11 protein-coding genes are annotated in these 11,706 nt (G+C 60.8%); 5 read left to right on the top strand and 6 right to left on the bottom strand.

What is annotated here, in order from left to right:
* Window positions 1-9 precede the first annotated feature (9 nt).
* Complete coding sequence (locus tag AC3WOG_RS24485; RefSeq protein ID WP_492580483.1) at window positions 10-1,182, bottom strand: ABC transporter ATP-binding protein; 1,173 nt, start codon at window positions 1,180-1,182, stop codon at window positions 10-12.
* A gap of 192 nt (window positions 1,183-1,374) precedes the next feature.
* Between AC3WOG_RS24485 and AC3WOG_RS24480 the strand changes: the two genes are divergently transcribed.
* Window positions 1,375-2,415 carry a LacI family DNA-binding transcriptional regulator gene (locus tag AC3WOG_RS24480; protein WP_492580482.1) on the top strand — a complete coding sequence of 347 codons (1,041 nt, stop codon included), beginning with the start codon at window positions 1,375-1,377 and terminating at the stop codon, window positions 2,413-2,415.
* Here the strand turns inward: AC3WOG_RS24480 and AC3WOG_RS24475 are convergent.
* The 4 genes from AC3WOG_RS24475 to AC3WOG_RS24460 form a co-directional block, all read right to left on the bottom strand.
* Complete coding sequence (locus tag AC3WOG_RS24475) at window positions 2,366-3,181, bottom strand: hypothetical protein (RefSeq protein ID WP_492580481.1); 816 nt, start codon at window positions 3,179-3,181, stop codon at window positions 2,366-2,368. The two genes, AC3WOG_RS24480 and AC3WOG_RS24475, sit on opposite strands and share 50 nt — an antisense overlap.
* Window positions 3,182-3,216: 35 nt before the next feature.
* Window positions 3,217-5,331, bottom strand: a complete 2,115-nt coding sequence (locus AC3WOG_RS24470; RefSeq protein WP_492580480.1) for a TonB-dependent siderophore receptor — start codon at window positions 5,329-5,331, stop codon at window positions 3,217-3,219.
* Window positions 5,332-5,551: 220 nt separating this feature from the next.
* Window positions 5,552-6,208 carry an NrsF family protein gene (locus AC3WOG_RS24465; RefSeq protein WP_492580479.1) on the bottom strand — a complete coding sequence of 219 codons (657 nt, stop codon included), beginning with the start codon at window positions 6,206-6,208 and terminating at the stop codon, window positions 5,552-5,554.
* Window positions 6,205-6,732, bottom strand: a complete 528-nt coding sequence (locus AC3WOG_RS24460) for an RNA polymerase sigma factor (RefSeq protein WP_492582432.1) — start codon at window positions 6,730-6,732, stop codon at window positions 6,205-6,207. The genes AC3WOG_RS24465 and AC3WOG_RS24460 overlap by 4 nt, the downstream gene beginning before the upstream one ends.
* A gap of 291 nt (window positions 6,733-7,023) precedes the next feature.
* Between AC3WOG_RS24460 and AC3WOG_RS24455 the strand changes: the two genes are divergently transcribed.
* From AC3WOG_RS24455 to AC3WOG_RS24440, 4 genes are all read left to right on the top strand, one after another.
* Complete coding sequence (locus tag AC3WOG_RS24455; protein WP_492582431.1) at window positions 7,024-7,329, top strand: BufA1 family periplasmic bufferin-type metallophore; 306 nt, start codon at window positions 7,024-7,026, stop codon at window positions 7,327-7,329.
* A 104-nt stretch (window positions 7,330-7,433) separates the two neighbouring features.
* A complete protein-coding gene (locus tag AC3WOG_RS24450; protein WP_492580478.1) occupies window positions 7,434-7,814 on the top strand; it encodes a hypothetical protein in 381 nt (126 codons plus the stop codon).
* Between the two features lie 329 nt (window positions 7,815-8,143).
* Window positions 8,144-10,060 carry an SMP-30/gluconolactonase/LRE family protein gene (locus tag AC3WOG_RS24445; RefSeq protein WP_492580477.1) on the top strand — a complete coding sequence of 639 codons (1,917 nt, stop codon included), beginning with the start codon at window positions 8,144-8,146 and terminating at the stop codon, window positions 10,058-10,060.
* Between the two features lie 394 nt (window positions 10,061-10,454).
* Window positions 10,455-10,598: a hypothetical protein gene (locus AC3WOG_RS24440; RefSeq protein WP_492580476.1), complete on the top strand. Its 144-nt coding sequence runs from the start codon at window positions 10,455-10,457 to the stop codon at window positions 10,596-10,598.
* A gap of 49 nt (window positions 10,599-10,647) precedes the next feature.
* Here the strand turns inward: AC3WOG_RS24440 and AC3WOG_RS24435 are convergent, their stop codons facing one another.
* Window positions 10,648-11,628 (bottom strand): LysR family transcriptional regulator, encoded by a 981-nt coding sequence (locus AC3WOG_RS24435; RefSeq protein ID WP_492582430.1) that lies wholly within the window; start codon window positions 11,626-11,628, stop codon window positions 10,648-10,650.
* Between the last annotated feature and the right edge of the window lie 78 nt (window positions 11,629-11,706).

Raw genomic sequence — 11,706 nt, 5'->3', positions numbered from 1 at the left:
GAATATCCTCTATGCGTAGTGTTCGACGAATTCGAGCGAAGCGGCAGCAAAACCGTCTTCGGTAAACAAATGGCAAGCGTGGCTGGGGACGCGCAAGCCCGCGCGATCACCCGGCATCAGGCGCGTGTCGCCCGGCGCTTTAGCGATCAGCGTGGCGCCGCCAGGCTGATCGAGGTGGACGTAGCTGTGCTCGCCAAGATGTTCGACGAGGGAAACGGTACGGGTCAGAATGGCGTCGTCCGACATGGCCGGGGCCGTGTTCCTAGAAACTGCGGAGTCGATGAATTCGAGGTGTTCGGGACGCACGCCGAGTGTGACGGGTTGCAACGGCTGCAGTCCGTCGCCGCTCACCGGCACACGCACGTTTTCGGCCGTGTGATCGAGCGTGACGGTCACGCCATGCGGATCGACCGACGCTACGCGTCCCGGCAGAAAATTCATCCGCGGCGAGCCGATGAAACCCGCCACGAAGCGGCTCCTCGGCCGGTGGTACAACGCGAGCGGTGCGCCGACCTGCGCGATGCTGCCGTAGCGCTCGGTGTCCTTCCCCGCGTGCAGCAGCACAATCTTGTCGGCGAGCGTCATCGCCTCGACCTGGTCGTGCGTCACGTAGACGACACTGGCTTTGGCGAACTGCTTGTGCAGACGCGCGATCTCGATGCGGGTCTGGCCGCGCAGCGTCGCGTCGAGATTCGAGAGCGGTTCGTCGAATAGAAACACGCCCGGCTCGCGCACGATGGCTCTGCCGATCGCCACGCGCTGCCGCTGACCGCCGGACAATGCCTTCGGCCGGCGCTCCAGCAGCGCCTCCAGTTGCAGAATGCGCGCGGCTTCCCGCACCTTGCGGTCGATTTCGTCCTTTGGGGTTTTAGCGAGCTTCAGGCCGAATGCCATGTTCTCGAACACGGTCATATGCGGAAACAGCGCATAGCTCTGGAACACCATCGCCACGCCGCGCTGCGCCGCCGGTACGTCGTTGACGAGGAGGCCGCCGATCGACAGGTCGCCGTCGGTCACGTCTTCAAGACCGGCGATCATCCGCAGCAAGGTCGACTTGCCGCAACCGGACGGACCGAGAAACACGCAGAACTCGTTCTCGCCGATCTCCAGATCGACATCGCGGATCACCAGCGCGCCGTCGCCGTACGCCTTCTGCACGCCTCTCAACGAAATACTCGCCATCGCATCGACTCCGTGATTTAATCGGCTCGAAGTCGGAGATTAAGCGCTTAATCAGCAGGCTGAAAAAAGTCGGTCGCACGCGACCGTCTAGCCTTGCCTGTCTCCGATATCGTTTTGTCTGTGCGGCAAATGGTGCCGCGCCTTTGGCTGCATTGCAAATGTCGAACATGCGTCCCATATATTGAAGACATCATGCCCACACTCAGCGAAGTCGCGCGTCATGCCGGCGTCACCCCGGCCACCGTGTCCAACGTGCTGCGCAATCGCGGCCGGGTCGGCGCGACCACCCGGCAGCGGGTACTCGACGCTGTCGACGCACTCGGCTATCGCCCGCATCTGGCCGCCCGCGCCCTCGCCGAGGGTCGCGCGCCGACGCTCGCGCTGATGGTGTCGAGCATCGCCAATCCGTTCTATCCGGAGTTCGCGCTCGCTGTCGAACGCGCGGCGCGCAGCAGCGGCCACTTCGTGATCATCTGCAATACGAACGAAGATCCGCTCTCCGGCCGGGCGTATCTGGATCAGATTGCCGGGACGCTTTCCGAGGGCGTACTCGTGACGAATGCGAACCTCGATTTCGCGGATCTTCACGCCACCGAGTCACGCGGCACGCCCGTGGTGCTGTGCATGTGGGAACGTCCGAACGAGCCGCCCGGGCTGCCCTGCGTCGCGGTCGACTTTCATCTGGCCGGCGAGCTGGCCGGCGCGCACCTGTTCGAGCTCGGCCATCGCCGGATCGGCGCGATCGTCGGCAGCAAGGCCTCGGGCATTCACGCGGCCCGCTACGAAGGCTTTGTCGATGCGCTGCGTGCAGCCGGCGCGCCGAAAGCCCCGGTCAAACATGCAGCCGATACGATACAAGGCGGCTACACCGCGGCGCGCGCGTTGCTGGAAACCGATCCGAAGCTCACCGCGATCTTCGCGACCAACGATCTGCCGGCGCTCGGTGCGATGCATGCCGCGGCCGATCTCGGCCTTAACGTGCCCGGCGATCTATCCGTAATCGGCATCACCGACATTCAGCTGGCGCGCGATTCGCGGCCCGCGTTGACCACGATCGCCGTGCCGACCGTCGAAGTCGCTGAACTCGCGGTATCGCTGTTGCGCGACTTGATAGAAGCGGCGCCGCGTGCCGAGAGCATGCGCACCATTGGCCCGTCGGTGCGAATAGCGTCCAGTCCAAAACTCATTGTGCGCGCGTCGACTGCTGCCCCGAGGCGTGCACGCCCAACTTAGAATCCGACACCGCCCAGTCGATCGCCGCGTCAAACAAGGCGGAGCCATCGGAACTCAGCTTTTCGAAGCTGCGGTTACCCAAAAACAAGGCGACCCGCCGCGCTGGCGCGATGAAGTCATAGTCCATCGTCGCGCCCTTTTCGTACGCAAACAGCACCGCATGTTGCGGCTCGCCGGGGATCGTCGCAATGACGGTCGCGCCCGGTGCCGGCTTGCCCCAGCCCATTTCGTCGTCGCGCGGATAGACCCAGCGCTTGCCCGCGGGCAACCCGCCCGCAAGCGGACTCGGTGCGTTCACGACGTTGATGTAATGCTCCTTGTCGACCTCGCCGAAGTCCTCGCCTTTTTTTGCACCGGTAAAGCGCAGCGAATCGAAGAGATCCGCCTCCCAGGTAATCAACGGCACGGTGACGTCCTTGTACGAAGTGCCCACCATATCGCGCGCACTGACCACCGACGAAATGATCACAAGATCTTCACCGTGAGCCGCGCTTGACGGCGTGGTCTCGTCGACCATCGTCACGATCATCCCGCGCTTCTCCAGATAGGCCCGTACCTTGTCGTCGATCTCCCAGTCCCGATGCTGGAGGCGGGTGACATACAAGACCTTCTTCGGTGCGAGTGCCTGGGCCTCCGGCTGCTGTGCATGCACAACCGGCACGCACAGCATGGCGGCAAGCGTGCCCAGCGAAATGAGCTTGCAAAACTGCACGTTGAGAAGGCGGCGGACGATAGAACGGCGATGCAAAACGCTCAAAACTGCCATGAAAACGATCCTGTGAAATTGTGCGATGGAGTCGATCAGAACTCGATCGTTGAAGTCAACGCAAGCGTGCGCTCCAGCCCGACGGCAAGCTGGCTCGAACCGGCCGCGCTCCAGTAGTGCCTGTTGGCTGCGTTCTCGAGGTTGGCCTGGAAAGTGGCCCGCTTACCGAACAGACGCGTCGAATAGCGCGCGCCAGCCGACAACAGCGCGTAGCCACCAATGGTCGCCTGATTGGCGTCGTTCACCGGACGCGGCCCGACGTAGTAAATCCCGCCGTTGAACGACAATCCGGCAAGCTGCGGCACACGGTAGGTAGCGAACAGGCTGCCCGTTACATGCGGCGTGTTTTCCGGCGTTTTACCGACCAGCGACGTATCCGACGAATCGACAATGCGCGCATCGAGCAGCATGCCGGTTGCGACCACGGACATGTTGCCGGTCAGATCACCCTGAAGCGAAAACTCGAGCCCTCGATAGCGGGCGTTGCCATTGAGCGCATACACGTTGTCAGCGTTAGTCCCGGCCGACGGCTGACGCAGGTTGAACAACGCCACCGACGCCAGGGTGTTATTGCCGAAGCGATGCCGGATGCCGATTTCCTCCTGGCGGCTAACCGCGGCCGGCAGCACCTGATAGGCGTTCGATGCCGTCGCGGGAGCGGCGCCACTCGATTCGAGCCCTTCGATATAACTCGCGTACACGCTGGTCTGCGGCGTCACCTTGAAGACCAGACTGGCCGACGGTGTGGTTTTGCTCACGTCATAGGTCGCCGTACCCGCTTGCGTGCTTCGATATTCCGAGCGTCGCAAGCCTGCGACGAACTGCCATTTCGGCGTCAGTTCGATTCGATCGAACACGTAGACGCCGCGGTTGTTGACGTGCTGCGCGTAGAACGCCTTCGAGCCTGCGGCAGTCAATGAGGTTATGCTGACCGGGTTGTAGAGATTCTGCCGCGCCGTGTAGTAATAGGTCGTGAAGTCCGGCTGGAACAGCCAGTTGTCGACCGCGCCGAAGGTCACGTCATGGCCGAACGAACCCGTCTTGAAGAACCCGTTCACTTCGAAGCGCACGTTCTTGTTCTCGTACATCTGGCCGTTTTGCTTGCTGCCCTGCAGCGTGCCCGCACCGGTGTCGACGTTGTACTTCTGGAAGATCCACAGCCAGCGGTCGCGGCGCGTAATCGACTGGCCGACGGTAAAGCTCGCGCTCCAGGTATCGGAGAACAGATAGTCGGCACGCAGGATCTGACTGGTCGCGCTGGCGTTGGTCGGTTTGTCGTTCGGCGAGAGCAGACGGGTGGCATCGGGCAGTCCAGGCAGGCTGATGACACCGTTTTTTGCGGCGAGCGGCACAATGCCCGCCTGCTCGACCACACGTTGCTCGATATGCTCCAGGTCATATTTGAACGACAGTTTGCGGCTCGCTTTCCAGTCGAGCGCAACGCTCGCGAACTTGCGATAGCCACGATCGCCGTCGATCGGTGTTTCCACGTGCTCGTCCATCGCGTTGACGCGGATGCCAAACTGATTGTCAGGTCCAAAACGGCGCGCGATATCGACATGCGCGCCGATCGAGCCGTTGGTATCGCCCAGCAACGAGACACTGGTTATCGGCTCGCTGCCCGCGCGCTTCATGACCATGTTGACGATGCCGGCTGGCACCGCGAAGCCGTAGTACAGGGCGGACGCGCCCTTGAGCACTTCGACGCGCTCCTTGTCCTCCATCGGCATCCAGATGTTGTTGTCGATCGGCAGAACACCGTTCAGGTAATAGCTCGAACGATTGTCGAGCGCGATGCCCCGGATTGCCAGTTGATCGTACGCCAGGCCGTTGAGTTGTTGCCGGGTCACACCCGCCACGTTGCGCAGCGCGTCGTAGAGTCCGGTATCGCCCTGTTCATCCATTACTTCGCGCGTCACGACGTTCACGGTGGCCGGCACATCCAGCGCATCGAGGCCGCGATACGGGCCGGTCTCGACCGTGGCGGGCGCATAGCCGCTGTGATCCTTGCTTCCGGTGACGCGAACGGGTGCGAGTTGTCGCGCGCTCGACTCGGCTCCTGCTCGAACCGCCTCGGTTGCGCTGGTGTCGCTAGCCTGCCCGTATGTCGCGACAGGACACCCAACCCCGATGAACCCAACTGCTGCCAACGACCGAAACGCCTTCGATGTCCAGAATCGACCTTTGATTCTGTTCAATTCACCACGCTGCATGACTTCCCCGCTAATCGGCGTTTCGCGCGTGGCGAAACATCCTGTTGTTTTATCTTTCAATCGCTAATGCGAATCGTTCGCATTTATAGCTTAAATGTTTGCGGATTTCAAGGGGAAAAAAACGGCGCGAGAGGCCGGACGTGTGCGTTGCGCCCTGCTATCCCTTCAGTGCCACCCAGCCAAAGAGCCGCCGCCCGCCCAAACCGCTAATCGTTAGAAATAGAACCGCCACGCCGACATTCCACAGCAGGATCATGGCTGTGGCATCGATAGGATGAAACAGCGATAGCGCGACCGCTGTCATCGCCGCAACGGCGAGACTGGCCATCATGGCAATGGGCGTGGGAGCGAGGCGTGCGACGTGGCGCAACATGATGAGCATCGTCAGCGAGAGCGGAATGCCGGTCAGCGCCAGGGTCGCGAAGCATCGCGCGGTCTCTCCGGGAGACATGCCTTCCGGCCCGATGCGGACCCAGTTCGTCAGGCACCCATAGCTGATCGTGGAAAGCCACACAGCAAGCGCGGGCACAGGCAGCAACAGCCAGCGCGATGACCGGCCGGGCACGCTGACAATAAACGCGGCCAGCGCCGCAAGCGCACCGGTGATCAACGCGGCGGCAACACTGATGACAAACGCGGGCTGATGCAGCTTGAGCATCAGATCCGGTCGGACGCCATGCCCGACCGCAACAAGGACAAGCATCGACATCGCAAACAGCAGCCAGCAAACGGCCCGGACCGATGGCGGCCCAAGGCGGCGCACGGGCTTCGCGTCCGCGACAAGGGAGTCGATCAGACTGGAAGTTGTCCTCATGACTTGATCCCTCGTCTTTCAATCAACTTGCGCAGATTTTTCATCGCTCGATGCGTGGCGACCTTCAACGAGGCGATCGACGTCCCGGTTGCTGTCGATGCTTCCTTCAAGGACAGCTCCTCCAGCTTGAGCATACGGATCGCGTCTCGTTGTCCCGGTGGCAACGCTTCAACGGCTTCATGCAGCGCGCGGGCGTCGGACGCGCGCTCTACCAGGTTCGCTTCAGGCATCGCGAAAGTTTCATGGTCAGGATCGAACGGCGTCTCGTGCGCATCCAGACGGCCCTGATGCCGCAAACTGTCGACGATGCGTCGCGCCGCGACGGCCACGAGCCAGGGGCCGAACGGACGCGCCGGGTCATACGTATGCCGCACGGTGTGGATGGTGAGAAGAATGTCCTGAACCGTGTCTTCGACATCATTCCTGTTGTTGATCTTTCTCGCGGCCAGGGTCCTCAAGTATGGCGTGATCGCTTCAAGTAGTAACCGGTAGGCTTCCCGGTCGCCGGCCTGTGAGCGGATCATCAGCATGGTCCAGTCGAGGCTGCCATCTGCGCGGCTTGCGGGCGTGCCACCCGGAGGATCAGACGCGTCCCCGCCCTGACGGTTTTCGACAAGCGTCAGCGGTGAGCCGGGCCGGTGGGTTCGGGAGCGCATAGACGAATTCTGCACTTTTACGCGGAAGTTTTCGCAACAATAAATTTTTCGATCCGCGTAACTTTTTGCGATCCCTGGCGAATCTTCCTGCGGGTTGCAAGTGGGCAACCTCCATCCCCAGGAGAACGCAAAGTGAGCAAGCAATTGAACAGCCCGTTGATGGCAGTGTCGACCCTGTCTGCCGCCGTCGGTCTCGCGCTCGCCATTCAGGTCGCGCCGGTGCAGGCACAAACGACGAAGGACATGAGCGCCATGCCACAGGCGGTCAAGGACAACATGGCGCGCATGGAAAAGGAAAAGCTGGAGAAATGCTATGGCGTCAACGCGGTCGCGAAGAACGACTGTGCACAGGGTGCACATTCCTGCGCGGGCCAGGCCACGCAGGCGCGCGATCCAAAGTCGTTTGTCCTGCTGCCTGCCGGTGACTGCTTGAAGATTCAAGGCGGGAAACTTAAGGCAAGCTAGGCGGCCGGTGAGCCATGAAATTCGCTGACGCCACGGCGCGCGATGGGTGTCGCCCCATATAAGCATGGGCGAAAATCTAAAAATCGAATTGCGGGGAAAACACCTTGGGACGCAATGCGCATTGGCTAGATCGGGAACGCCTCACACATTATCCCCACATCATATTTACGCTGTTTCTTGTCATTGGCATTGCCTGGGTTCTACTGTCGAAACACATGGTAGATGTGAAAGGCAAGCCGCTCGGTTACGATTTCATTACATTCTGGGCAGCGTCGCATGTCGGCCTGGCAGGACATCCTCAGGATGCCTACAACATCCTCTTACTGTTCAATGTGGAGAAGATTGCCGTACCCGCATCGCAAAGCGTCTTTGTGTGGTACTACCCGCCCCCGTTCTATCTGGTCATTCTGCCGCTGGCGTTGCTACCCTACCTGGTGGCCCGATCGCGTGGCTGGCACTGGCCGGGATGCGGGACGGCTGGCTAGGCGGCGAGCGCGAGGTACTGGTGGCCGCCTGGCTGCTACCGTTGGTCATGTCTCCCATCGCTACCGCTGTGTCGGTTCAGGTAGGTCCGCTGGTACTCGGCGCAATGTTGTTCATCGCGATGCGCCGTGCATCTTTTCCGGTCGCCTGTCCGGCACAACGCTACCCATTGCGGGTTGAACAGCTACAGTAATGGTTCCACTGTGCGGGATGAGCAAACCGCGGCCTTCCACGCGAAAGGGTCGAGCAACGATTTGCTCATCGCAATCACCAATGTTTCACACCCTGCGATGTACAGTTTCGAGGAACTACCGTCAGGAGAGCATCGCTCATGGTTAAAAAACAAATCCTCGCTGCGTTCCTTGGCGCCGTGATCGCGATGATTGCGCCAGCTTGTCAGGCGCAATACACCACCGACTGGCTGGCGAACACATTCGGAACGCTTGCCGCTCATGTGGGTAACACCGCGCGCTCGATGTGGGTCGCGCCTGAAGGCGTCATCTATACGGCATCCATGTGGGACGAAAACGAGGGCGGCGTCGCGATATACCAGAACGGCAAGAGCATCGGTTCAATCGGAATCAACAGTGAGTTTCAGGGCTCGGCCATTACGGGAAATGCCACTTCGATCTTCGCGGCGTTGCAGTTCAGCACCTCGTATGGCAGCGGTTCGGTGGGGCGATATAACCGGACCACTCAGAAACGCGATCTCCGCATCCCCGTCAGCACATGGACCGCGGTCAAGCGGGCCGATGTCATCACCGGACTCGCAACGGCGGGCTCGCTCCTCTATGCAAGCGACATTCTTGGCAATCGCGTCCGCGTCTACACCACCGACGGCGTCTGGCAGCAGGACATCAACGTCTCAAGTCCCGGCGCACTCGCCGTGGATAGCGCAGGAAATATCTGGGTAGCCCAGAAGAGCGCAGGCGCGATCGTCGAATTCAGTCCGGCCGGCGCTCAGCTGAACACCATCCAGATGTCCGTGGCCTCGCGACCGTCCGCGCTGTATTTCGATGCATCGTCCGGGCTGCTCATGGTCGGCGACCAGGGTCCCGACATGAACATCAAGCTCTACAACGTCTCGGGCACGCCGACACTGGCAGGCACGTTCGGCATTCAGGGCGGCTATCTCGACACCACCACTGGAACCAAAGGCCAGGTTGGCGACAAGCGCTTCACCCGCATCGTCGGTATCGGCAAAGACACCGCCGGCAACCTGTATGTGCTCAGCAACCCGTGGGGCGGAGGTTGGGATCTCGGCCGCGACGGCGGCACCGACATTCACGCGTATGACAGTGCCGGCAACCTGCAGTGGAAGCTTCAGTCTCTGAACTTCGAGGCGGTCGCCGCCCCCGACCCGGCTACCGACGGCGCCTACTTCTATAGCGGCACCCACATCTATACCGGCGCCGCTGGCGGCACCTTCGTCGCGAACACCGTCAATCCGTTCGACTACCCGTCGGATCCACGCCTCAACATGAACGATACCCAGCGCGACGAGCACTTCGGTCAACTCGTCACCGTCGGCGGCAACCGGATTCTCGTGGCGTCCGGCCAGAACCCCGGTATCTTCTACTTCTTCCATTTCAACGCGACGAATGGCTACATCGCCATACCGGACGCGTCGATTCCGGGTACGGCGTTCAATACGACCAGATCGGTCACGGGCGGATTTTGCATCGACAGCAGGGGAGACGTGTGGGCCGGCCTGGACAGGACGAACCACATCTACCACTACCCGCTGACCGGCTTCGACGGCTACGGCAAGCCGACATGGGGAGCAGGCATCGCCATCTCCATTCCGCTGAGCATCCGGCCATTGACGCGCATCATCTACCTGGCGGAGAGCGACACCATGATCCTCGCGCAGGGCATTGCCGGGAGCTGGGACTGGACGGCGATGAAATCGCGGATCGAGGTGTATCACGGCTGGAGCGCCGGCAACACCACCAGGCCCGCTCCGGTGATCAACCTTACCAGCGCCAATCCCAAGTCGATCACGGCAGCCGGCAACTATCTGTTCGTCGGATACGTGCACACCGCGCCCAACATCGACGCATTCAATCTCACCACAGGCAGCCTCGACACCACGCTGATCAACACGAGTACCAGTACGGTGGATGTCGGCAACGACGTGGATTCGATGTACGGCCTCAGAACGTACCTTAGGTCGACCGGCGAATACGTGATCACGAAAGACAACTACAACGGCTCGAGCATCGTTGTTTATCGCTGGACGCCGTGATCGGGTGTTCAGGAAAGACCTCTGCTGTCCGCGCGCAATGTCGAAATTGGCGCGCTCATGCGCTGAATCTGATCCGGGACCGGTACCGGTACCCGAATTTTGGACTCCGCGACCGGAAAGTAGCGGAGATTCGCTCAATCCGCCAGGCTATCCAGTGACCTAAAATGAAATCACGCAACCTAGGCGCCGCTAAAGATTCATCTGGACTAGCGTCGATGTAGATGTGATTCTGCCCCGTCGAAAAGTGCGTGAGGTTTCAATCGGCGTTGACGGTTTCGCGTACGAACGATGCCATTGCACCGATTGCCCTGGTGTGCGCAACGGCCGGTTACCGGGTCTTCCGGGAAAAGGTGCAACAGGGGAGCCAGTATCACTAGCCTATAGGAGGGATGCCATGTCACCAAAAAACGATGAGCCCGATCAAAAGTTTCGCAAACGCCTGTTGTGGTTCGTTGCATTGTGGCTGCTCGGCATCACCGGGACCGCACTACTCGCGCTACCGTTTCATCTTCTGGTCGCTGCAGCAATGCATCACTAGCATGCTCCCTGTTGGGGAGCCAATGAACCCACGCGCTCTGCGCACGTGATCAGACAAGTTTTAGAAGTGCGGAAACGTCATCGTCGTGAAGTACTTCAAAGCGATTTGCCACTTCGCGGCAGTCGACGTGTACTCTCCCCAGGATTTCCGAAGTGCACTTCTTTAACATCGTCACGATCATCCGCACCCGTGGCGGCACCGGACGTTGCGCCTGGATCAGCACATTCAGATCGAAAGGTCGCACCTCGAATTGCGGCAATATACGGACCAGCCGGCCGGCTGCAAACGCATCGACACACGCCGGCTCCTCCAGTACGCCAATGCCGACACCCGAGATGATCATTTCATACATGGGCCGCCAATGGCTGGTCTTGATTGCGGTATGAATCGACGCGCTCTCCACGACGGTCGCCACGTGTCTGAGCCGCAACTGGTCCGTGTCGAAACTACCCTGGACCCGGATGAACGGGTGTTTTACCAGGTCGGACGGCTCAGTAATCGGACCGTGCTGGCTCAGATAGCCCGGCGCAGCAACGAGGATGCGCCCAACCTGACCGAGCGGACGGGCAATGAATGCCCCTTCTCCGAGTTGCCCAAGACGGAAAGAAATGTCCACGCCCTCCGTCACGAGATCGACGACCCTGTCGTTCAGGACCAGTTCCAGATCCAGCTGCGGATAGGCTGCACGAACGAGCGCCAACGCCTCCGGCACGACCGTCTCGCCAAAGCAGTGTGGCGCCGCGATGCGAATCGTTCCCCTGAGGACCTGCTCGTCGTTCGACACTTCAGCGACCGCCTGTTCCACTGCGTGCAGAATCCTCTTGCTATGATCGTAGAAGGTGACGCCGTCGGGCGTGCAATTGAACGCGCGGGCACTACGGAGCAGCAGCCGGCAGCCAAGGTACTTCTCGAGCCGCTCGATGCGTTCGCTCGCGGCTGGCTGCCCTATATTGAGGTCTCTCGCCGCGCCGGAGATACTCCCGCGCTCGACCACCCTGACGTAAATACGCATGGCTTCTAGCAGATTCATCGTGCCCAACCTGCCTGTGCGCCGATGTTGGTTGTTCCCTTCGGTTTTGCCTCTTTCATGCTTTGGCTCCAATCGTTA

It is taken from the genome of Paraburkholderia sp. FW306-02-B, assembly GCF_058782725.1.
Note: the sequence above shows the minus strand (reverse complement) of the source record. Positions and strands in the feature narration are given on the sequence as shown.

Coding starts and splice junctions, on each gene's coding strand:
- AC3WOG_RS24485 (WP_492580483.1), bottom strand. CDS start 1,182: ATGGCGAGTATTTCGTTGAGAGGCGTGCAGAAGGCGTACGGCGACGGC.
- AC3WOG_RS24445 (WP_492580477.1), top strand. CDS start 8,144: ATGGTTAAAAAACAAATCCTCGCTGCGTTCCTTGGCGCCGTGATCGCG.
- AC3WOG_RS24440 (WP_492580476.1), top strand. CDS start 10,455: ATGTCACCAAAAAACGATGAGCCCGATCAAAAGTTTCGCAAACGCCTG.
- AC3WOG_RS24455 (WP_492582431.1), top strand. CDS start 7,024: ATGGCAGTGTCGACCCTGTCTGCCGCCGTCGGTCTCGCGCTCGCCATT.
- AC3WOG_RS24480 (WP_492580482.1), top strand. CDS start 1,375: ATGCCCACACTCAGCGAAGTCGCGCGTCATGCCGGCGTCACCCCGGCC.
- AC3WOG_RS24465 (WP_492580479.1), bottom strand. CDS start 6,208: ATGAGGACAACTTCCAGTCTGATCGACTCCCTTGTCGCGGACGCGAAG.
- AC3WOG_RS24460 (WP_492582432.1), bottom strand. CDS start 6,732: ATGATCCGCTCACAGGCCGGCGACCGGGAAGCCTACCGGTTACTACTT.
- AC3WOG_RS24435 (WP_492582430.1), bottom strand. CDS start 11,628: ATGAATCTGCTAGAAGCCATGCGTATTTACGTCAGGGTGGTCGAGCGC.
- AC3WOG_RS24475 (WP_492580481.1), bottom strand. CDS start 3,181: ATGGCAGTTTTGAGCGTTTTGCATCGCCGTTCTATCGTCCGCCGCCTT.